Origin of the sequence: Peribacillus sp. NPDC006672 (genome assembly GCF_050274955.1) — a bacterium.
In the GTDB taxonomy this organism is placed as follows: Bacteria; Bacillota; Bacilli; order Bacillales; family DSM-1321; genus Peribacillus.
This window is the reverse complement of the sequence record NZ_JBNNOR010000014.1, coordinates 1-22006: the sequence shown is the minus strand read 5'-3', so window position 1 is coordinate 22006 and position 22006 is coordinate 1. Positions and strand designations below refer to the sequence as shown.

General features: G+C 40.9%; 26 protein-coding genes, 1 pseudogene and 1 riboswitch. Of the genes and pseudogenes, 13 read left to right on the top strand and 14 right to left on the bottom strand.

All coding sequences use genetic code 11. The annotated features are described in order from the left end of the window. Positions 1–216: 216 nt before the first annotated feature. Together ACQKKK_RS20090 and ACQKKK_RS20085 are read right to left on the bottom strand one after the other, a co-directional pair. Positions 217–1056, bottom strand: coding sequence for a YihY/virulence factor BrkB family protein (locus ACQKKK_RS20090; protein WP_427618524.1), 840 nt, complete (start codon positions 1054–1056; stop codon positions 217–219). A gap of 16 nt (positions 1057–1072) precedes the next feature. Next, on the bottom strand, positions 1073–1480 hold the full coding sequence (locus tag ACQKKK_RS20085) for a YtxH domain-containing protein (protein WP_427618522.1): 408 nt from the start codon (positions 1478–1480) through the stop codon (positions 1073–1075). A gap of 230 nt (positions 1481–1710) precedes the next feature. Between ACQKKK_RS20085 and ACQKKK_RS20080 the strand changes: the two genes are divergently transcribed. The 4 genes from ACQKKK_RS20080 (at position 1711) to ACQKKK_RS20065 (ending at position 4061) form a co-directional block, all read left to right on the top strand. After that, on the top strand, positions 1711–1935 hold the full coding sequence (locus ACQKKK_RS20080) for a DUF1128 domain-containing protein (RefSeq protein WP_427618520.1): 225 nt from the start codon (positions 1711–1713) through the stop codon (positions 1933–1935). Positions 1936–2038: 103 nt separating this feature from the next. Beyond that, positions 2039–3304 carry a molybdopterin molybdotransferase MoeA gene (locus ACQKKK_RS20075; protein WP_427618518.1) on the top strand — a complete coding sequence of 422 codons (1266 nt, stop codon included), beginning with the start codon at positions 2039–2041 and terminating at the stop codon, positions 3302–3304. Then, positions 3292–3807 carry a molybdopterin-guanine dinucleotide biosynthesis protein B gene (gene mobB / locus ACQKKK_RS20070; RefSeq protein WP_427618516.1) on the top strand — a complete coding sequence of 172 codons (516 nt, stop codon included), beginning with the start codon at positions 3292–3294 and terminating at the stop codon, positions 3805–3807. The genes ACQKKK_RS20075 and mobB overlap by 13 nt, the downstream gene beginning before the upstream one ends. A gap of 11 nt (positions 3808–3818) precedes the next feature. Then, positions 3819–4061 (top strand): DUF2164 domain-containing protein, encoded by a 243-nt coding sequence (locus ACQKKK_RS20065; RefSeq protein ID WP_427618515.1) that lies wholly within the window; start codon positions 3819–3821, stop codon positions 4059–4061. Between the two features lie 40 nt (positions 4062–4101). On the opposite strand, the gene map is transcribed toward ACQKKK_RS20065, so the two are convergent. From map to motA, 5 genes are all read right to left on the bottom strand, one after another. Continuing rightward, positions 4102–4848: a type I methionyl aminopeptidase gene (gene map, locus ACQKKK_RS20060; RefSeq protein ID WP_061461499.1), complete on the bottom strand. Its 747-nt coding sequence runs from the start codon at positions 4846–4848 to the stop codon at positions 4102–4104. Positions 4849–4961: 113 nt separating this feature from the next. Then, positions 4962–5477, bottom strand: a complete 516-nt coding sequence (locus ACQKKK_RS20055) for a type 1 glutamine amidotransferase domain-containing protein (protein WP_427618513.1) — start codon at positions 5475–5477, stop codon at positions 4962–4964. Positions 5478–5710: 233 nt separating this feature from the next. Then, a complete protein-coding gene (locus tag ACQKKK_RS20050; RefSeq protein ID WP_427618511.1) occupies positions 5711–5986 on the bottom strand; it encodes a late competence development ComFB family protein in 276 nt (91 codons plus the stop codon). 45 nt (positions 5987–6031) lie between these two features. Next, a complete protein-coding gene (motB, locus tag ACQKKK_RS20045; protein WP_427618509.1) occupies positions 6032–6787 on the bottom strand; it encodes a flagellar motor protein MotB in 756 nt (251 codons plus the stop codon). Further along, positions 6780–7571, bottom strand: coding sequence for a flagellar motor stator protein MotA (gene motA / locus ACQKKK_RS20040; RefSeq protein WP_427618507.1), 792 nt, complete (start codon positions 7569–7571; stop codon positions 6780–6782). Before motA ends, motB begins: the two co-directional genes overlap by 8 nt. 217 nt (positions 7572–7788) lie before the next feature. Between motA and ACQKKK_RS20035 the strand changes: the two genes are divergently transcribed. Then, entirely contained in the window at positions 7789–7992 is a 204-nt protein-coding gene (locus ACQKKK_RS20035) for a hypothetical protein (protein ID WP_427618505.1), read from the top strand. Between the two features lie 47 nt (positions 7993–8039). On the opposite strand, the gene ACQKKK_RS20030 is transcribed toward ACQKKK_RS20035, so the two are convergent. Then, positions 8040–9137: an AbrB family transcriptional regulator gene (locus ACQKKK_RS20030; protein ID WP_427618503.1), complete on the bottom strand. Its 1098-nt coding sequence runs from the start codon at positions 9135–9137 to the stop codon at positions 8040–8042. A 508-nt stretch (positions 9138–9645) separates the two neighbouring features. Here ACQKKK_RS20030 and mreBH point away from each other — a divergent pair. The 6 genes from mreBH (at position 9646) to ACQKKK_RS20000 (ending at position 14819) form a co-directional block, all read left to right on the top strand. Continuing rightward, on the top strand, positions 9646–10653 hold the full coding sequence (gene mreBH / locus ACQKKK_RS20025) for a rod-share determining protein MreBH (protein ID WP_427618501.1): 1008 nt from the start codon (positions 9646–9648) through the stop codon (positions 10651–10653). Positions 10654–10924: 271 nt separating this feature from the next. Further along, complete coding sequence (locus ACQKKK_RS20020) at positions 10925–11488, top strand: tyrosine-type recombinase/integrase (protein ID WP_427618499.1); 564 nt, start codon at positions 10925–10927, stop codon at positions 11486–11488. A gap of 51 nt (positions 11489–11539) precedes the next feature. Then, entirely contained in the window at positions 11540–12037 is a 498-nt protein-coding gene (locus ACQKKK_RS20015; RefSeq protein ID WP_427618497.1) for a cation:proton antiporter regulatory subunit, read from the top strand. A gap of 6 nt (positions 12038–12043) precedes the next feature. Then, the gene (locus ACQKKK_RS20010) at positions 12044–13270 is read left to right on the top strand and encodes a cation:proton antiporter (RefSeq protein ID WP_427618495.1); all 1227 of its coding nucleotides are present in this window, start codon (positions 12044–12046) and stop codon (positions 13268–13270) included. Between the two features lie 116 nt (positions 13271–13386). Further along, entirely contained in the window at positions 13387–13830 is a 444-nt protein-coding gene (locus ACQKKK_RS20005) for a hypothetical protein (protein WP_427618493.1), read from the top strand. Between the two features lie 122 nt (positions 13831–13952). Continuing rightward, positions 13953–14819: a YihY/virulence factor BrkB family protein gene (locus ACQKKK_RS20000; protein WP_427618491.1), complete on the top strand. Its 867-nt coding sequence runs from the start codon at positions 13953–13955 to the stop codon at positions 14817–14819. Positions 14820–14885: 66 nt separating this feature from the next. On the opposite strand, the gene ACQKKK_RS19995 is transcribed toward ACQKKK_RS20000, so the two are convergent. From ACQKKK_RS19995 to ACQKKK_RS19975, 5 genes and pseudogenes are all read right to left on the bottom strand, one after another. Further along, positions 14886–16052, bottom strand: a complete 1167-nt coding sequence (locus ACQKKK_RS19995; protein ID WP_427618489.1) for a DHH family phosphoesterase — start codon at positions 16050–16052, stop codon at positions 14886–14888. 478 nt (positions 16053–16530) lie between these two features. Continuing rightward, entirely contained in the window at positions 16531–17001 is a 471-nt protein-coding gene (gene ribH / locus ACQKKK_RS19990) for a 6,7-dimethyl-8-ribityllumazine synthase (RefSeq protein WP_061461475.1), read from the bottom strand. A gap of 79 nt (positions 17002–17080) precedes the next feature. Continuing rightward, positions 17081–17719, bottom strand: a pseudogene (gene ribB, locus ACQKKK_RS19985) (3,4-dihydroxy-2-butanone-4-phosphate synthase); the annotation flags it as partial. Between the two features lie 18 nt (positions 17720–17737). Further along, positions 17738–18376 carry a riboflavin synthase gene (gene ribE / locus ACQKKK_RS19980; protein WP_427618487.1) on the bottom strand — a complete coding sequence of 213 codons (639 nt, stop codon included), beginning with the start codon at positions 18374–18376 and terminating at the stop codon, positions 17738–17740. Positions 18377–18522: 146 nt separating this feature from the next. Continuing rightward, positions 18523–18653: riboswitch (FMN riboswitch) on the bottom strand. A gap of 74 nt (positions 18654–18727) precedes the next feature. Beyond that, complete coding sequence (locus ACQKKK_RS19975) at positions 18728–18976, bottom strand: hypothetical protein (protein WP_427618486.1); 249 nt, start codon at positions 18974–18976, stop codon at positions 18728–18730. A gap of 159 nt (positions 18977–19135) precedes the next feature. On the opposite strand from ACQKKK_RS19975, the gene ACQKKK_RS19970 reads away from it, so the two are divergent. Next, on the top strand, positions 19136–19576 hold the full coding sequence (locus tag ACQKKK_RS19970) for a hypothetical protein (RefSeq protein ID WP_427618485.1): 441 nt from the start codon (positions 19136–19138) through the stop codon (positions 19574–19576). A 14-nt stretch (positions 19577–19590) separates the two neighbouring features. Here ACQKKK_RS19970 and megL read toward each other — a convergent pair whose 3' ends face one another. Next, positions 19591–20766, bottom strand: coding sequence for a methionine gamma-lyase (gene megL / locus ACQKKK_RS19965; RefSeq protein ID WP_427618484.1), 1176 nt, complete (start codon positions 20764–20766; stop codon positions 19591–19593). Between the two features lie 166 nt (positions 20767–20932). Between megL and ACQKKK_RS19960 the strand changes: the two genes are divergently transcribed. Continuing rightward, positions 20933–21838, top strand: a complete 906-nt coding sequence (locus tag ACQKKK_RS19960; RefSeq protein WP_427618483.1) for a DMT family transporter — start codon at positions 20933–20935, stop codon at positions 21836–21838. Positions 21839–22006 lie beyond the last annotated feature (168 nt).

The window sequence follows — 22006 nt, the reverse complement described above, 5'->3', positions numbered from 1 at the left end:
AAGGCTCCCTTTTTTTATGTTCGTTTCATTTAGTGATATCCGTTCTTACCGTTTGCAGAACCTGAAGTTTTATGGTTCGAACCTTTATTTTTTCCTTTTTGCTTTGTGCTGCCATCCTTTTTACTCATGAAAGAACTCCTCCTCTACAAAAGTTGTGTCATTTCTTGAATAGTATCTGCTTCAGGATAGGCCACTATTACGGGAACTCCAGGAAACTCATTCACATTCTGGATTTTCCTTTTCACTTAACAGGGCATTTATTTCCCCGCCCAGTATGATGATGAGCCCAGATAAATAAAACCAGACCATTAATACGATTATTCCTCCAAGGCTTCCATATGTCGCCGAATAATTAGCAAAATTCTTCACATAAAAAGAAAACAAAAGGGAAACGAGACTCCATCCTGCCGTTGCAAAGATAGAACCAGGCAATACGGTTAGGCATTTCAGTCTTTTGTTGGGCGCAATCCAATAAAGGATCGTGAACACTATTAAAAATACAAGCGTGCTGATCACCCAGCGCAGTTGATTCCAAATGATTAGAAACTCATCGGATTGTCCAATTTCGGCGAATAGAAATACTCCGATCTGTTTTCCGAATATCGGAAGCAATAAAACGACAATAAACACAAAAATCATCGCTAAAGTGAGAAGAATCGACATTCCCCGGGAAATAAAGAAAGTTCGACTTTCTTTTACACCATATGCATGATTAAATGCTTTAATGATTGCATTCATCCCATTCGATGCCGACCATATGGTTCCAATGACACCAAACGACAATAAAGTACCATTCGCTTCCATCACTTCCGATAGGTTAGCCTCAATGATTTTCATCGAACCAGCGGGTGCATATGTACTTATAGTATTTAAAATATCTTCTTGGGAAAATGGCAGATAGGCCAATAAAGTGAACAAAAAAATAAGTAATGGAAACAGGGAAAGTAAGAAGAAATAAGACAGCTGTGCGGCAAGTCCCGACACATCATCCATCTGTAACCGCTTTATGAATGTCTTAAAGAATGAGCCTTTAAGCCATTCTTTTTTACTGGCCATACCCCCACCCCATTTTTTAATTTAAGGAAACCCGTCCTTGCGGATCCTGACTTGAAGACGTCTCTTCCGTCTCTTCCGGCTCTGCAGCAAAGACTTCCTTCGTCTCCATCACTACTTGCGCAACTTGCGTTGGAATATCTTTCATTTCCTCCACCTTTTGGGAAATGAAAGATACATCATCGGAAATTTTTTCAACAGTGGAACGGACCTTAGATGATGTTTCACGTACTTGTGAAAGCACCCCATTGGGATTCTTCACGAATTCTTTCATATTACTCATGCAACTTTTGCTGTTTTCCAATACGGAATAACGCGTATTTTTATCAAAAAGGCTTACTGCAGCACCTGCTAACGCCCCGATAAAGACCGCTTGCATAAATTTACTTTTCTTGGCACACTTATATTCTTCTCGAATGTTGCTCATATATTCTCCTCCTCGTCATATATTGATTGATGATAATGGTAGCTATCTCCATTATACAATGTTTAAAAAAGTTTTTTCCTATCTTTTCCCAAACTCTCTCACTTTAAAACGCAGAGATGACAAAGTGAATTGAGGCTCAAGCTTCGTTTTCCACCCGAATATTCATTGACTTCTAGGGGTAATCATGCAAAGATGAAAATAATTTAGGAACGTATGAAAGGATGAAGGAAATGGATTTAACACAAAACACAGCTGAAAGTGTCGAGTTTATGGTTGAAGCAATTAAGGATAAATTAAAGGTGATGAACTTCGGTGCAATCAAATCAACCCATTTTGATATCGAAATGTACGAAGAACTGCACGATATTTATAAAATGGTGATGAAAAAAGACAATTTCAGTGTCCGTGAAATGGAAGCGATCGCTGAAGAACTTGGAAGACTGCGTAATAAGTAACATTCAAATCCTCCCATTCCGGTGAGGATTTTTTCATTTTTTTAGAGATTTCTGCTACATTTGATAGAGAACTTATTGTTGAAAACAGACAGGAGTTGTAAGCATGGTAGATAGAAGAACGCCTATTAGTATCGCCGAAGCAGTGGAAAAAGTGATGAAGCATAAATTAGGAGGACATGTGGAATTGATTCCCCTGGAAGAAAGTCAAGATCGTTTTTTGGCTCAAGATATTACAGCTACAAATGATGTTCCGCATTTTAACCGCTCGCCATATGATGGATTCGCCCTCAGGTCCAGGGATACCGTGGAAGGTTCCCTAAATAACCCACTCGAATTCGAAGTGGTTGAAGAGTTAGCTGCAGGTATGGTATCGACTATTCCCGTGCAAAAAAACCAAGTTGCAAGAATCATGACTGGAGCTCAGATGCCAGCTGGGTGTGATGCCGTAATTATGCTCGAGCTCACTAAGGAATTCGAAAAGGATGGAAAGAAGTACATATCATTTAAACGCTCACTTAAAGAAGGGGAAAACGTTTCTTTTCAAGGTGAGGACGCAAAGAAAGGGGATCTTCTTGTAAAAAAAGGGACAGCAATCAATCCAGGGATCATCGGCTTACTGGCAACATTCGGTTATGCAGAAGTCCCTGTTGCCAAAAAGCCTGTCGTCGGATTATTTGCAACAGGTTCGGAACTACTTGATGTTAATGAACCTTTGCAGCCCGGGAAGATTCGCAACAGCAATTCGTATGCCCTTTCCGCTCAAATTCGGAGGGCGGGAGGAGAAGTCCGTTTTTATGGAAAGCTTAAAGATGAATTCGAATTAAGCTACGAAGCCATTTCAACGGCTTTGGAGGAAGTCGATCTACTCATTACAACTGGGGGCGTTTCCGTCGGTGATTTTGACCTTCTCCCAGATATTTATCAAAAAGTTGGAGCAGATGTCTTATTCAACAAAGTGGCCATGCGCCCTGGCAGCGTGACGACCGTAGCCGTATATAATAACAAGATTTTATTCGGTTTATCCGGTAATCCATCCGCCAGTTATGTCGGCTTTGAACTATTTGCAAGACCGATCATCCGCACCATGCTGTTTTCGGAACATCCGCATTTACGAAAAGAGACTGCTCAATTGGCGGAGGACTTCTTAAAGCCCAACCCATTCTCACGTCTGCTTCGAACCCGATTATTTTACGAATCCGGCCGGTTGAAGGTAATTCCTAGCGGTGTGGATAAATCCAATATTACAACAAGCCTTTCTGGTGCCAATTCACTGACTGTCTTACCTGGGGGGACCCGTGGCTTCCAAACTGGAGATATCGTGGACATTCTGCTTCTCGATGACCAAGAAGGAAGCAAATGGCCTTGGTAAAACCCTTTATTTTTCAAGTGGTTGGCTACCAAAATAGAGGAAAAACGACATTCATAACGAATATAATCGAAAAGCTTCGCGCAGTAAAATTAGAAACAGCCATTTTAAAACACCATGGACATGGCGGAAAACCAGATATCACAGATATGAAAGATTCCCATAAACACTTTCAGTCTGGGGCAGCCGCTTCACTTGTTGAAGGAGACGGAACAATAGAATTGCTCGGCAATTTCAAGGGCGAAGCCCCTATCGCTGAGTTAATTCAATTATTGGGTCTATTTCTCCCCGATGTGATTTTAATTGAAGGTTATAAGCAAGAGGACTTTCCTAAGGTCATTATAATCAAAGAAGAGAGTGACCTCCTGCTATTGGAAAGACTTACGAATGTCAAAGCAGCGGTGGCTTGGCCAGAATGTCTGGAACAAACCAGGAATCATGCTTCAGTACCCGTCTTCCCTTTGGATTCGGATCAATTCATTCCATGGTTTTTAAAACAAATATGAAGGAGGGCACAATGTTCATTCAATTTCCCTTAGAGAAACGCAGGAAGATGATCGAACGTATCCAAGAATATGTGTATCAGGAACATGGCAAGGAAATAGGTGAAATCGCTGCTGAAAACCACTTGCAATTCATTTTGGAAAACATCGCTCCCTTTATTTATAATGAAGGGATTAAAGATGCGAAAAAAGTGATTGAGGACAGATTAGGCAATATTGAAGAGGATTTGTATTCATTGGAACGACCGATTGATTAAAATGAAAAAACAGCATCCTAATTGATGCTGTTTTTTACGTTCATTGTTCTGTCAGAATAAGCGGACCGTTTTTCGTGATGGCAATCGTATGCTCATATTGAGCCGAGTATTTCCCGTCTGCAGTGGAAGCCGTCCATCCATTCGCATCCCGGCTGGCTTTATATGTACCTACGTTTACCATTGGTTCGATAGTGAATACCATGCCTTCTTTAAGACGCGGGCCTTTATTCGGCAGCCCATAATGCGGAACCTGCGGCTCTTCATGAATGACATTTCCTATCCCATGTCCGATGAAATCACGAACGACCGAGAAGCCTTCCGCTTCGACATAGGTTTGAATGGCATGACCAATATCACCAATCCGATTGCCTTCCACACACACTTCAATCGCCTTATATAAAGATTCCTTCGTCACATGAACTAAATGTTCAGTTTCCTTGGAAACCTTTCCGACCGTATACGTCCAGGCAGAGTCGGAAAGGGCCCCGTTATAATTGACGACCATATCAATCGTTACGATATCTCCATTTTTCAAAGGGGTCTTACGGGGGAAACCATGACAGATTTCTTCATTTATGCTGGCACATGTCGCATACTCATACCCCTTGTAACCCTTTTGTTCCGGCTTCGCTCCATGTTTTTTTAAGAATCCTTCGACAAATTCTTCTATTTCCCATGTTGTTACACCAGGAACAATCAACTTTGCAATCTCCCTATGACAAGCCGCCAAAATTTTACCCGATTCATGCATCGCTTGAATTTCACGTGCAGATTTTAATACAATCAATCGTGACACTTCCTTTTTTATTCGTCTCTCCTTTTATTTTACTGCAAAGATGGAAGTATATGAATCCTTTAAATCTTATTAAATAAAAAATCCCGGCAGGCCGGGATTTTTCATTATTTCAATAGATTAAGCGATTCCCGGTTAAATGCCGGAAGATCTTCTGGCGTCCTGCTGGTTACAAGCTGATTGCCGCATACAACGACCTCTTTGTCCAAATATTTGGTACCTGCATACTCCATATCCACTTTAATGGATGTATATCCTGTTGCGTGGCGTCCTTCAAGTGTTTTCGCTGTAATCAGCAGCTGCGGTCCATGACAAATTGCAAATACAGGTTTTTTATCATCCATGAACGATTTGGCGAACGATACGAAGCGTTCGTCAGCACGCAGTTGATCAGGCGAGAACCCTCCGGGGATGAACAATGCATCGAAGTTCTCTGGTTTCACCGAATCGATGCTTTCATCAATCTCTACTTCTACTTCCCCTTGTTTTCCTTTAACAATTTTCCCTTTTTCCATTTCAATCGTCGTAACCGTATGGCCGGCTTCTTCAAATGCTTTTGCTGGTTCACTGTACTCCGAGTCCTCAAACATATTCGTTACTACACATGCGATATTTTTACCCATAAATATTCATCTCCTCAATTTTTGATCGAATGAACTTACTTTGTACTTTATTTATGTTCCCTCTTGCAGCATAAATAAAACACAAATTTAAGATGTCACTAAACCCAAAACCATTTCCGTTCATTTGAGTGAGATTCCGCTATAATTTCCGACATTCTTTCGAAGGTTGCTACACCTCGGTTTTAAAATCTGAAAGATAAGGAGTCCCTGACCTCTTTTCTTTTTCCAAGCCTTCAATGTTTGGGATACTGGCCAATAACGTGTATGGCATTGATGATTCTTTTATTGATCCATTTCCTGTTCTCTTCTGTATTCAAATTTTCAAACATCCTTTTCCGCCATTCTTCCGTGGTTACATAGTAATTAGGCAGGTTATTCAGTGATAATGTAATGATGTCATTTTTACATTTGCTGCACGAACAAAATGTTTGGTATTCCATACCTGACATTAAAACCTTTACCCATGTCACAATGATTTCTTCCATCACGTTTGTATATTGTCTTTCCATATATTCTCCTTCAAAAAGAAAAACCCGCCCATTCATGGCAGGTTTTTACTCATTTATTGCTGTCCGTGGAACAATCAGGATTTCAACTCTCCGGTTTTTCGCTCTTCCTTTTTTCGTTTCATTAGAAGTAACCGGCTTGAATTCCCCATGTCCCTTGGCACTGAACATTTCGGGATCCAACTCTTTATTTTCGAGGAGAAGTTTCATGAAATTCACGGATCGCATTACGCTCAGATCCCAGTTGGATTCATATCGGTAATTTTTAATAGGAACATTATCGGTATGTCCGCTTACAATAATGTTTCTGGGTAAGTCCATGACCAGTAAATCCGAGATTTCCTTAGCGATTTTCCGGTTTTCAATTTTCACCTCAGCCACACCCGATTCAAACAGCACGTTTTCCCTAATTGATATCAGCATGCCTTCATCTGTAAGGTTCGTTCCCAATTTATCCGTTAAATTATTCTTTTTTATATAGGCATTTACACGTTCCTGAACTTCCGTAAGTTTTTCTTGTTCGTTTTTCCCTAACTTCTTAAGATCTTCTACCCCAGATCTTTGCTCAGGTGATGTAGGCTCATTGCTGGGGGAATCACTTGGGAATTCCATAAAACCCGTCCCGCTCGTAAAGACCTGGTTAAATACATTGGACAACTGCTGGAACCTCACTGCATCAACCGAACTTGAAGCGAATAAGACGATAAAAAGCGCAAGAAGCAATGTTAAGATATCGGCATAGGGAACCAACCATGATTCATCGATATGCTCTTCATGCCTTTGTTTCTTTTTGCGCCTAGCCATCTTCTCTCACATCGCCTTCTAACCACTTTTTACGATCTCCAGCAGGCAAATATGATGTTAATTTCTGTTCAATCGTCCTTGGCGCTTCCCCTTCGATGATCGACAAAATCCCTTCTATCATCATTTCTTTAATCCGGACTTCCTGCTTGGATTTCCGTTTGAGCTTATTGGCAAATGGATGCCATAACACATACCCCGTGTAAATCCCCATCAAGGTTGCGACGAAAGCGGCAGATATCGCATGTCCCAATGCCTCCGTGTCAGCCATATTACCCAATGCAGCAATCAGCCCGATTACCGCACCCAATACACCAAGTGTCGGTGCGTATGTTCCGGCTTGACTGAAAATCGCTGCCGCGCTCAGATGACGTTCTTCCATCGCGTCTATTTCCTCTGCTAAAATATCACGAATATAATCGGCACTCTGACCTTCGACTGCAAGATTCAAGCCATTTTTCAAAAAAGTATTATCCACTTGCTCCGAAATGCTTTCCAATGCCAATAAGCCTTCTTTCCTGGCAATGACCGCCCATTCCGAAAAAGTTTTTATTAATTCTTCAGGCTTTGTCAATTTTTGTTCAAAGAATAAAATCTTAAATATTTTTGGTAGTCTTTTTAATTCTGACAAAGGGAAAGCCGTTACGACAGCAGCTATCGTCCCCACAATAATGATCATAATAGCCGCAGGGTTAATCAACGCTGTTACACTAACGCCCTTTAACACCATTCCGACTAAGATGGCCACAATACCCAGAACTACGCCCAAAACTGATGTTATATCCATATTACTCACCCATTCATTTAAAGTCTCGTCTTCTCCTTATATCGGATGAAAAAAAGAAATAGTAAGGATTATTTTACTAATTTTAAATTAAATCACCACAAATCCCACCTGTTCCACTCCTTGTAAGATCGAATTCAACAGCATGTTTCAACAGTCCGGGTAAAAATTCCGTCGAGAATGGAATTTCAGGACGTTTCGTTTGGGAGTTTCGTTCGCTTTGCGGAAAATTGTTCATTTACTCGTGAGTTTCGGTGCTTTACTCGTGAGTTTCGGTGCTTTACTCGTGAATTTTGGTGTTTTACTCGTGAGTTTTGGTGCTTTACTCGTGAGTTTTGTGCTTTTACTCGTGAGTTTTGGTGTTTTACTCGTGAGTCTCGTGCTTTTACTCGTGAGTGCTACGCTTTTAAGGGCAACATGCTAAAAGTTTCCGACATAGTAATTCCGTATTGAAAACAGGGACAAAGCCTGTCAGCTTTGTCCCTGTTTTTGCTTCCCCTGGTTTCTTCCATCCAACCATTTTATGATGGGTGATAGAAAAAATAAAATGAATAAAATCCTGAATAAATGAAAGCTTGTGACAACGGATAAATCCACATGCACAGACATGGCTGTGACTGCCATTTCGGCCACGCCGCCTGGCGCCATGCTCAAAAATAATTCGTTCGCCTGCAAGGATAGGATCGGAGCAAACTGAATGGAAAGATAATAGCAAAATCCAATTAACAGGACATTACTGACGAATACGGCCCCGAACATCTTTCTGAAAAGTCGGGGATTATCAACCTTCAGTGTGTAGCCTAAATGGGCGCCAATCAACAATTGTGAAAAGTTCAACCAAAAGTCAGGAATTTGCGGGGCACCTGGACCTACTAAATTAAATAAGGCTGCGGCCATGAGAGGTCCTAGTAAAAAAGGCAGCGGGAAATTCGCTTTCTTTGTGATGAAGATGAATAATAGCAAGGTGGCCAACATCATGATTGCTAATTTCCCATCATATTCAAATAAGAAAAACGGCCGCTCCGCTTTGGCCATCACCGCACCTGATTCAACTGACATTACATGGGTCACAAGCCAAGGAACAATGGATATTACAAGGATGACCCGAAGTGTTTGCATGAAACCTACAACCGTTTCATCACTATCCTTCATTTCCTCACTTAAGACCACCATCTGGGAAAGACCTCCCGGAAAACTGCCAAGCATGGAAGTGCTCAAAGATAAGTCCATTCGCTTCCCTAAAAACCAGCCAGTCAAAACTGTAAATGAAATGATTGCGATTGTCGTAAAAAGCATAACCGGCAAATATTCAAGCATCTCATTTAACGATTGTTTCGTGAATGAACTGCCCAGCTGTAAACCAAGAATGACCAATCCTGTACTTCTAAAAGTTTTAGACCAAAACATGTACTTCCCTAACTTCACTTTTGCAATCATCACCACGAATAATGGTCCTAGCATCCATGGTAAGTATATCCCAAGGCAATCAAACGCATATCCACCCAGGAAAGCTAGAAAAGATGTAAAGATGACTCTAAAACTCTTACTCTCGATTAAATTTGCACTCAAAAAATTACCTTCTTTATCTAAGCGGATTTTCATCTATATCTTAACATAAAATAAGCTAATCCAAAGCTGCCTTGCACCCTTTCAACTGAAGCGAGGAGTATGATGGGGAAAATACGAGGAAGCGAGAATTACCTTATGGACTTACGAGATTGGAATGCCTTGCCGGTGTAACTGTTGTAAATATATCATCCTGAGTTTTATATTCTATTTCTTGGATTACCGCTGATCTTTTCACATTTTTTTTGCAGTTCGTAGCCAATTTATTTGGCGGTTATTGTGCAGATCGATTTGGTAGTCATTGGCGGAGCTTAAATGGCAAGCATTTGTCTGCAATAGGCAAATTGTTGGTCCCGCTCGCCAGCGCACTTTTATATTTCATCATGTTTTTGCTCTATGAAAAGGAACAGTTCGACATTTCCACTATTTACTAGATTACCCACCCCCACAAACTCGCTACAAAAGGTAGAATGAATATATAGGGGTCAAACTCTTATGGAGGGGTGACTAGATGTTATCAAATACAGAAATAGGCATTGACTTAGGAACTGCAAATACGCTAGTTTACAGTAAAAATAAAGGAATCGTATTTAATGAGCCATCTGTGGTGGCCATTGATATAGAGACTAATAAAGTATTGGCAGTCGGTGTTGATGCTAAAAACATGATCGGGAAAACACCTGGAAATATCGTTGCAATCCGTCCACTTAAGGACGGTGTCATTGCGGATTTTAATGTAACCGCGCAAATGCTTCGGGAAATCATGAAAAAAGCAAGTAAGGCATTAGGCTTATCGATTCGAAAGCCTAGTGTAGTGGTCTGTACACCATCAGGTTCTACATCAGTTGAAAGAAGGGCCATTCAGGATGCAGTCAAAAGCTGCGGAGCCAAACAGGTCCACCTTATCGAGGAACCAGTAGCAGCAGCAATCGGCGCAGGCCTGCCTGTCGAAGAGCCCATTGCCAATGTCATCGTTGATATCGGCGGCGGCACGACTGAGGTCGCAATCATATCTTACGGCGGCGTCGTTTCTTGTAATTCAATTAGAATTGGCGGAGATCAATTGGATGAAGATATCAGCCAATATGTTAGAAAAAAACATAATGTGCTGATCGGGGAAAGAACAGCCGAGGAAATAAAAAAAGAAATTGGCTACGCACTCGTTGAACATCCCGCGATCACCATGGAAGTCAGGGGCCGCGATCTTGTAACGGGTCTTCCAAAGCCGATTACAATATCATCCACTGACATCCAGGAAGCCATCCAGGAATCGCTTCTTCATATATTGGAAGCAATCCGAGCCACTTTGGAAGACTGTCCTCCTGAATTAAGCGGGGATATCGTCGATCAAGGAGTCATTTTATCCGGCGGGGGTGCACTTCTCAACGGGATACAAGAATGGCTGACGAATGAAATTGTCGTCCCAGTCCAACTTGCAGATAATCCGCTTGAATCAGTTGCCATAGGTACTGGCATGTCACTTGAGGTCATTCACAAATTACAAAAAGCCGTATATTAAAAAGATGAAGGAATCCCAACTTGGGGTTTCTTTTTTTTATCTACCAAGCCTGATGTTCCCATGATGCTAAAAATAATCTCCACATTTTAAAGTTAAATAACTTCCCTGATATATTTTACCTCGTTTGGGTAGAGAATAAGGAAAAGGGTTTTTAGTTCGACAGTATGGTTGCTTTTTGGGAAAGATAATTCCTCCAGAACTAAACTCATGCAATGTAACATAAGTTGTGATACAATATAATTATGTTACATTGGTAAGAGGAGAAGATCTTATGGAATATGTAGAAGCCTTTAAGGATATCAATCAAATCAGCAAAATTAAAACATACTTACGAGCTCACTCCAGTCGGGATTATTTATTGTTCGTACTCGGCATCAATACTGGTATGAAGATAAATGAAATGCTCGAAATCACTGCCGCCAACGTTCTCGATGAAACGGGAAAAATCAAGGAGTTCTATGAGCAACGGATGGAAAATGACGACGTCAACCAAATTTATTTGAACCTGAAAGTCCGAACTGCCTTACAAGAATACCTTAAAGGTTCGAAGGTTATCGAAGGTCAGTTTTTATTTCTTTCCCCTAAGACGAAAAAGCCGATTACACGTCAACAGGCGCACCGAATCATCCATGATGCTGTGGAGGGAGCAGGTCTGACAGGTAAATTCGGAGCAAGTTCGATGCGTAAAACTTTTGGCTACCATGCCTATAAACAAGGAGTTTCACTAGCCTTGATACAAAAGCATTACCATCATTCCAGTCCATCGGAGACATTAAAATACATCGGCATATCCAAGGAAAAGAAATTTAAGACCAATATTGACGTTAACTTATAACATTCTTCTATCTTCTGTAAACTCTAACCAACATTTTAAGGAGGAATTCCAGTGAGAATTAGAGAAAGTGAACTTCCTGGTATTGGCCAAAAATTTGAAATCATAACAAGAAATGATGAAAAGTTAGTAGTCGTCATTCACGATGACGGCCGTCGGGAATTGTACCATTTTGATAATGAACATGAAGACGTCATATCGAGCATCACCCTTAACGATCAGGAATCACGGCAATTGGCTTCCATCATAGGCGGTATGGTTTATAAACCACAAGCACTTGAAACGATTGAAATGTCATTGGGTGACTTAGTGATTGAATGGTTCAAAGTGGAACCAGGTTCCAAGGCCATCAATCAAACGATCGGTTCGATAGATATCAGGAGCAATTATAACGTAACCGTCATCGCCCATTCGAAAAAAGGAAAAAAACAACTGAATAATCCTGGTCCAGACTCTATCATCGAAACAGGCGATACCCTTGTGATATCCGGGGAAAGAAAAGATATCCGTAACCTAATAAGAGAATTATTGACCGACGAAAGGAGTGACTAAGCTCATATGGACCATTTAGTCTTTGAAGTGGGAACTGCCCTACTTCTAGTAGCATTAGCTGCTCTCGTTGCAGGTAAATTTAAAATCTCAAATGTTCCACTATTAATTATCATCGGGATGCTCGTTGGCCCTCATGCCCCACAATTCGGATTAATTGACCTACGTTTCATTGAAAGTGATGAAATCATTGCATTCCTCGGACGTGTCGGTATCTTATTCCTTCTGTTTTACTTAGGTTTGGAATTTTCCGTTAAAAAGCTTATGAAGTCCGGGAAAAATATCGTGACCGGCGGAACGTATTACATTGTAATCAACGCCGGATTAGCCTTTGTATATGGTTTCCTTCTCGGTCTTCCTATAAAGGAAGTACTAATATTAACGGGGATAATCAGCTTTTCATCCAGCGCCATTGTGGCAAAGGTACTTGTGGACCTTAAAAGGACTGGGAACAATGAAACGGAGCTTATCCTTGGCATCATCATGTTTGAAGATATCTTCCTCGCTGTTTATTTATCAGTCGTATCCGGATTGGTATTAAGCTCTTCTGGTTCCATTTGGGGAACGTTACTTTCTACTTTTATCGCGATTGGGTATATGCTGGTATTTTTTGTTATCGCCCGGAAAGCATCTGGAATCCTTAACAAATTATTCAATATAACCTCTGATGAGATTTTTATCATCGTCGTGTTCGCATTACTATTCTTCATTGCAGGTTTCTCGGAAACGATTCATGTTGCGGAAGCCATTGGTGCATTACTGCTCGGCCTAGTCTTTTCTGAGACCGAACACAGCGACAGGATTGAGAAACTTGTCATTCCCTTTAGAGACTTCTTCGGGGCCATTTTCTTCTTTAGCTTTGGATTGAGTATCGATCCGACGACCCTTGGTGGAGCTGTCTGGATGGTTCTTGGAGCTGTCATCATCACTATAATCGGTAACTTTGTTGCTGGTATGATTGCCGGACGCAAATCCGGTTTATCTCACAGAGCTTCAGCAAACATCGGTTTAACGATCGTTTCACGTGGCGAATTCTCCATAATTTTGGCCAACCTCGGCATTGCCGGCGGCTTAATGCCTATACTAACCCCGTTCGCAGCACTTTATGTTTTGACCTTAGCGATTCTTGGGCCAATCCTTACGAAAGAATCCAAACACATCTATAATATCCTAAATAAAGTCTTCAAATGGACCCCTCCCAAGGTTCCAAAGGAACAGGGAAAAGAAGTGCAATAGATAAAAAAGCCAGACATGCTGTCTGGCTTTTTTATGTTTACCTATAACAACACACTTAAAACATCTTCCATAATTTCCTAGTTGTTATTATACTTGTTATAAAGGAGGCAAAAATCATGAATCTTTCTTTGAAAAGAGCCATTAGATATTTAATATTCCTTGTAGTATTATTAGGCGTATTATTCGTAGGCTTAAAGTATCAACAACACCTATTTAAGCTTAGCAGGGAAACATACGAGATTAAGGGATACTTGCTGTTCGAATCTTTATTCCCGATTTTCCTGGGCATGGTACTCGCCATTCCCCGAATTCTGCAAATTTTTTCAAAAAAAGGGCATTTGAAAGTGAATTGGCTAAGAATAGTTATCCTTGGCTTGCCATTCATTTACTTCGCCATCATTCCGGTATTGTATTTCTCTGAAGCAGTTAAAATTGATTTGCCCCTCTCAAATTTTATTTTTGGTTATTTCGGCGTAAATGGATCTACCACATTTAATACGATCACTGGAGTAATTGCAGGTTATATAATTGTTACAAGCTTATACAAGCGCGCAGATTAAACATGAAAGGGACTTCTTCTTTAGGAAGACCCTTTCAATTTCTTTTAATTAGAGGATTAACTTACATGAACAGAGGGAAAAGAAGCAGATAACCTAAGTAACTATTCAGGAGTGATGCACGAATGAATAAGCCGATAAAATTTTCAAAGGAACTGATTAAAGAAATAAAGGAAGATCGTGTTACGGGGCTGGCCGCTGAACAAGCTTATTACTATTTACTCGCACTTTTTCCTTTACTCATTTTACTGCTGTCCATATTACCTTATCTGAATATTGATATTCAGACAGCCCTGGACACGATTAAAACCTTCATGCCTGCGGAAACGATGGAAGTCATCGAGAAAAATATCATCACCATATTATCTGAACGGAACGGCGGCTTACTGACTTTTGGTTTCCTTGGCACCATATGGTCCGCCTCCAACGGAATGAATGCGTTCATCCATTCCATGAATATCGCTTATGATGTTGAAGAAACAAGGAATTTCCTTAAAGCCCGTTTCATCTCCATTATATTGACATTAGGCTTGGTTGTAGCATTCATCGTCATGTTGGGTCTCCCCGTCTTCGGAAAAGTCATCATCGATTTATTACAGCAAGTCATTCAGATTCCTGAAGAAATGCAAATTTTATTCAGCTTATTACGGTGGGGTATCGCGGTTGTAGTCATCTCACTCGTCCTAACTTTTCTATATCGCTTTGCACCTAATAAAAGTTTCCCCATTAAACATGTCTTCCCCGGGGCAGTGACCGCAACTGTACTTTGGCTGGGGATATCACTTGGATTTTCATTCTATGTCAGTAACTTTGCCAACTATTCTTCCACATACGGCAGTTTAGGAGGCGTCATCATCTTGATGCTATGGCTGTATTTGAGTGGTCTGATCTTTGTTATTGGGGGAGAAATTAACGCAATCCTTCATCGCCAAAATTCCATTCCAAAAAAACAATCACGTACGATCGTACATCCTGTTCCGCTTAAAAGGTAAAATCATGAATTACGATGGAAGAAACTAAGAAAGCGGCTGTCCCATTCGGACAGCCGCTTTTCCTATTCACCCTTTATTGACAAACTCTTCATATCTCTCATCATGGGCCAGCCATGCCGCATATTTCCGCTTCATGTATTTTTCCGCTTCCCCAAATGTATCGAATGTTTTTTTCTGCTGTTTTCCGTTGATTTCAACAATCCATTCCTCTTCTTCATCTTCATAGATGAATATGTCCTGTTTTTCTCTCGTTGAATATAGGCATCCCTCTGGGGATTCTTTTAAATTCAATTGATTTTTATGTGCATCGCGTTTAAGAGGCTCAGCAAAGAAGGTCTTTTCGACATATTGACTATATGCCTTTTCGGACATGGTACAACCAGCGGCTTTTTGATGGCCGCCCCCTTCGTACTTGCCAGCAACCTCAGAAACATCTATGTCATCGTGGATTGTCCGGAAGCTGATTCTTTTACTTCCTACCATCAGGATGGCTATATAATCCAGATGTGAGAACTCTTTCGACAGTTCATTTCCCAATTCTGAATGGTATGACTCTGCATGGACCACACCAGCTGTATGGGGACCGACCGTAGCCTGATAGACTTCTCTTTTTTTCCTGTTTATGTACCGATCTACCCGACTCTCTTCAACATTCAGAAGCGTTTGCTCCACTTCGTCAAAAGTAAAACTTTTTGCCGTAGACAGTTTATTTGCGATTTTCATTTCGAATTCTTCTATCGGAATCATGAAAAACAGGTCATTCAACCGTTTTGCCGTTGAATTTTTATTTACTTCCCATTCCCAAGTATCGTATTGACGGACCAATTCAACGAATTCAGCGACAATACTTGAAGGTTCCAGCAATTTTTTTTCAACTGCATACTGATAGAATAATGAAGTTGCTGCCGTCTGTTTACCGTCTTCCTGTTCGACAGTTACAGATGCCCAATCATGCTCGTTCAAATGCAGTGCTGACTTATGATGATCGATCAGCAGCGCTTTGCCTCCGTCTTCCACAAACTGCGTAATCATCTTTTCGTTATCTTCATCAACCGATAGATCAGTAACAATCAATGTATCCTCAATCTTTGCCTGCTCAAGAAATGCTCCTACATTTTGATTAAGGCGACCAATTGAATTATAACTAACCACTACTTCTTCTCCAAATGCCAGCTTAGCGACAATGCCGCAGCCGACTCCATCTAAATCATTATGTGTAAAGAGATGGTACACACAAACCCCTCCTAATAACTAATAATTTTACTTTTCCCTAAAGACAGGAATTTCAATTGCAATCTTTACAATTGTAGCATAATCATATCTGCATATTTTATCATGCTTTCATTACGCGATGCTTTTGTTCGTTTTTTTTTCGAAAAATCACTAATGAATCATTATTTCACAGAAATTATTCCTAAATATAATGAAAACACATTACTTTGAAATTGTTTTCCATGTATTCCTTTAAAACGGACAGGGCAGCACAGTAAACCATTAATGGTTCTGACATATCCCCGTTAGTGATCACTTTAAGTCTCATCCTATCCATCTTTCTAGGTCCCCCCAATAAGTGGCACTTAGGCTATTTTCAAGATTGTCCATACAACACGGGAAATCTGAGGAAGTCACAAATGCCTTCATTGAACTTAAAATCCGGTACATCAAAAAAGCCGCAGGGAATGTTATTCCCTACGGCTTTCCTAATGTGGAATCACTGTTCTATCAATTTTCCAAGGTTGGCCATTTCAATGGCACTAACGGCAGCTTCATAGCCTTTGTTACCTGATTTTGTTCCGGCACGTTCAATGGCTTGTTCAATGTTCTCAGTTGTCAACAAACCGAAGATAACCGGTACACCTGTGTCCAAGGAAACGGAAGCCATGCCTTTAGCTGCTTCATTGCAGACATAATCATAATGTGAAGTGGCACCCCTGATTACCGTTCCAAGTCCGATAACCGCATCATATTTACCCGTATTCACAAGTTTTTTCGCAATTAACGGAAGTTCGAAAGCACCCGGAACCCACGCGATGTCAACATCATTTTCATCAACGCCATGACGCTTAAGGCCATCCAATGCCCCTCCTAAAAGCTTGCTTGTGATAAACTCATTAAATCTTCCTACCACGATTCCGACCTTCAATCCTGATCCTATTAATTGTGCTTCAATAACTTTCCCCATGTCCAATTCCTCCAATTTTTTTAAAAATATCATTTTTTTCATATAAAGATTACATGCGCTAAAAAATCATTCAAGCATTCGGGATGTTCAGTTCAAGTTCCTGTTTCCCGATTGTATCACTTTGTTGAAGATACCGAATCAAATCGGCTATCGTAATGAATTTCAGATTGAATTTTCCAGCGATGACTTCTAAATCGGATACGCGTGCCATAGATCCATCATCATTCATGATTTCACATATGACACCAGCAGGAGCGGCACCGCATAATTTTGCCAAATCCACCGAAGCCTCAGTATGTCCTGCCCTCCTTAATACGCCGCCTTCTTTAGCGACTATCGGAAAAGTGTGACCAGGCCTTTGAAAATCTTCAGCTACCGAATCTTCTTTAAGAAGCTCAAGAATGGTCAAGGACCGTTCAAAAGCACTGATTCCTGTGGAAGTGCTTTTATGATCAACACTAACCGTAAAAGCAGTACCATGATGATCGGTATTTTCTCCTACCATAGGATGCAGGTTCAATTTCCCTGCCAGTTCTTCTGTAATGGTTGTACAAATCAAACCTCGTCCATGAGTCGCCATAAAATTGATTGCTTCCGGCGTAGCCTTTTCGGCCAACAAGACGAAATCCCCTTCGTTTTCCCGGTCTTCATCATCGGATACAATTACTACCTTGCCAGCTTTCAAATCTTCGATCGCTTCTTCAATTGTATGAAACATCATTACACCGCCCTTTTATTAGAATCCGTGCTCTGTCAAAAACTCTAAATTCAGTCCAGGTTTTGAATCGCCATTTTTCATTTGATGTATAATATATTTCCCTATCATGTCGTTTTCAATGTTAACGATATCGCCAGCCGCTTTTTGCCCCAATACGGTGTCCTGATGAGTCAATGGAATCAGAGATACAGTCAAAAGGTTTCGTTCAATTCCAAATATCGTCAGGCTCGTTCCATCAATGGTTACAGATCCTTTTGGAATGCAAAAGGCGCTAAGCCCTTCTTCCAATTGGATTACATAATATACGGCATTTTCTTTTCGTTCTTTTTTTATGATTGTTCCGGTCCCGTCGATATGACCTGAAACAAAATGACCGCCAAACCTTCCCTGTGCACTCATGGCTCGTTCGAGATTCACAGGTGATCCCAATTTTAACGTTCGGATCGAGGAAGCTTTGACCGTTTCCGGCATTACGTCGACCGTAAACAAACTTCTCGTGAAGGACGTTACCGTTAAGCAGACCCCATTGACTGAAATACTATCCCCCAGATGAACATCTTCAAGGATTTTCTCAGAACGAATCGACAACTCCATACTGCTTTTTCCTTTTTTCAAGGAATGGACGGTACCGATATCCTCGATGATTCCCGTAAACATGTTTTTCCCCCTTTTATAAAATATAAAAAACCCCTTAGGATGACCTAAGGAGTTAACAGGAGAAATGAGTGAAAAAAACTGTATACCTAAAAAGCCTAATATTTTCTTTTTTGAAAAATTAGGCGTACGTATACACTTGGGTTTCACACGTCCTTCTCCCATCCAGACTGTACTGTCGGCTTTGGAATCTCACCAAATCCTGCCTTTATCAGGCTCGCGGGCTTAGAATTTCTTCATCACCGCCGGTTGGGATTTTCACCCGACCCCGAAGGACTAAATAATATGAATCTTTGAATATTTTATCACCTTAAAGTGAGGATGTAAAATTTCTAAACTTAAATGGTTCATTTGTTATAGGAACTCCTTCACTTTATGGAAAAATGAAATTCCGCTCCAAGTATCTTCGATGTGCTCTAAAAGGTTAATCAGGCCAAATTGGTGTAATAGGCTATGCGGATTACAATTCAGACCCCAGCTTATTGCCATCAACAATTTGCTTTTCTTTCTATTCGTCGTCACGATGAATTTTTCAGCCAATTTCCTGCCTTTGAACGGCCGAACATCAAAAGAGCTTCCCGATAAACAGGATGTCCTCTTCACTCCTGCCGGTTATGTAATTTCCATATGGGGTTAATCTACTTTTTGCTCCCAACTGGATTTTAAGGAAATTTTTAGGTGAGCATCGTTAAAGTCCTGCAATAGAGCATCCTCCCCTAAGTTCTTTTTTAGCTGTGTCCTAAATGGCGCTTGGCTTATGGCTTGGAATTACGAACAATTTTTGTTGTCCGTATTCATTATCATTGTTCTTTTGGCTACATTAATAGTCATTTATACAAGCATAAAAAAGTGAAGCATAATGCTTTCGACCTATTTCCATTTTCCGTTTATACAGGTTGGGTGAGTGTTGCAGCCATCGCCGACATTTCTTATTACCTTACCTATATCGAATGGGACGGTTTTGGGATTTCCAGTGTAGCTTGGACGATCGTCTTGCTGATTGCAGCAACAATCCTGGCCTTTGTCTTTGCAGGTAAAAACCCGGATTGGTGCTATCCTCTCGTATTCGTTTGGGCATTCATAGGCATCGGGAACCGAAATGGTGCGGCCTACCAGGTAATCACAAACATTTCTTATATTCTGGCTGCTCTCATTTTTATCATGTCGATCATGACCTTCAATAAAAATCAGAGGAACTGCTAGGGAAGTATGGTGGTCTAAAAAGCTTGCTGAAGATCGTGCCATATGTCCTGCCAAGCTTCAAGGCCAACTGAGAGACGGACCAGTTGGTCACTGATGCCCATTTGTTCTCGCGATTCTTCAGGAACGGCAGAGTGCGTCATGGTAGCGGGATGCTGGATCAATGTTTCGGCATCTCCTAGACTGACAGCAATTTTTATAAGTTTCAATTTATTGAGGAATTCCTGTGCATCCTGTTTTGTGCCATGCAATTCGAAAGAGATAAGGCCGCCTCCGTGTTTCATCTGTTTTTGCATTATATAATGTTCCGGTGAAGCTTCATCACCTGGATAATATACCTTTTTCACCTTTGGATGTTTCTCAAGTTCATGAAAGATTTTCATTGCATTGGCTGAGTGACGGTCCATCCTGACAGGCAAGGTCTTTAACCCCCTTAATAGTAACCAGGCATCGAATGGTGAAATGATTCCACCGATATCCTTCTGTGTAGTCCCAGCTATCTGACTCATAAAGTCCTTCTTACCAACGACAAGGCCCGCAACGACATCCCCATGTCCGCAAAGATATTTCGTAGCACTATGAAGCACGATATCACACCCATATTCAAGCGGTCTCTGTAAGTAGGGTGTCGAAAACGTATTATCGACTACAACCGTCACATTATACTCCTTCGCTACTCTCACTACCATCTGTAAGTCAATCATTTTCATCGTCGGATTGATCGGGGTTTCTACATAAATGCAGGTCGTTTCCGGCCGAATCATTTTCCTTACCTTTTCTTCTGTATCCATTTCACAAAAATCATGAGTAATGCGGTATTTATTTTTCATTAACTGCAGAAGGCCAAAAGTACAACCATATAAACCCTGTGAACACAGGATGTGGTCATCCGTTTTAGTTAACGCAAAAAGCACCGCAGAAACTGCAGCCATACCTGATCCGAAAGCAAGGCCAGCTTCCCCGCCTTCCAAAGCGGCAATCTTTTCTTCCAGCACTTGTACCGTCGGATTTCCAAGGCGTGAATAAATATATCCATCTTCTATACCGGCAAAACGCCGTTCCCCTTGCTCTGCCGTTTCAAAAGTGAATGTTGAGGTTTGGAATAATGGTGTTGCCAAGCTCCCTAAATGCTTCTTCGAGTCATATCCTTCATGTATGACTGCCGTTTCAAACTGTTTATACTTTCCTGTCATAACGTCTCCTCCTAACCTATGTCTATTGCTATCATATGTCAAAAACCCACATAAAGGAAGCGTTTTCATACATGGTTTTCCCTATTTAAAAAAACCCTTATTTTAGTAAATATGATATAATTTAACGATTCGATATTTATAGTTGAAGACTTTGGGAGGGCACAAGATGAACAAATTCATTTTTGGTTTTCTGGTCATTTTAACGACTGCGTTAATGGGTTCTTCATTTGCTATAGGAAAAATTGGCTTAGCGTATACTTCCCCGATGTTACTTGCAGCGATTCGGTTCATCCTAGCAGGTTTCATCATGGCCATTGTCGTCAAGCTCATCAAACGCCCGCATCCAAAAAAGATCAAGGATTGGTCCAAATTGAGTATCATTGGTTTTTTCCAGACAGCTGGTGTCATGGGATGCATCTTTGTAGGTTTAAGGACCATTTCAGCCGGTGAACTTTCAATCTTGACATTCATGAACCCATTATTAGTGGTCATTTTTGGAACGCTATTTCTTAGAACTATTTATACCCTGCAACAATGGTCGGGAGTTTTGCTCGGTTTTATTGGCGTTTTTATTACAATGGGAGCACATCTTGATTTGAAGACCGGCACCCTTCTTGGATTGATGTCAGCCATTTCATGGTCCATCGCGACCCTATTGATGAAAGTCTGGGGACATACCTTCGACACTTGGGTCATGTCAGCCTATCAAATGCTGTGCGGAGGTTTTCTCCTGCTCATTGGATCATTTCTTTTTGAACAGCCCTTTTTCAAGATTTCCCAGGCATCCATCCTTATTTTGTTATGGCTGGCCATCATGGCATCCATCGTTCAATTTTCTGTTTGGTTTTTCCTATTACAAAAGGGGGATTCAGCCAAAACGAGCGCCTTCCTATTTCTAGCTCCCTTTTTTGGTGTCCTATCTGGCTACCTCTTACTGGATGAGCCTGTTCACTGGTACGTTGCAGTTGGAGGCTCTCTCATTTTCATCGGCATATTTTTGGTTAACTGGGAATCCCATCATACAGTGGAAAAGGTATGTAGAGTGGATTCTGAAAATGAATATCCACTTTAATTTCAAGACGAGAAGGAGTTCAGGCATGTGTGCGGATTGTATATGCCCCTGCAAAAAAAGAGATAGCCGCAACGGAGGGCACTGAAAAAGTCCCTTCGGGCCAATAGAGGTAGATTTTCTCAGTTTATTCTGAGGAAATCTACCTTTTTTTGTTTTATAATCAAGGTA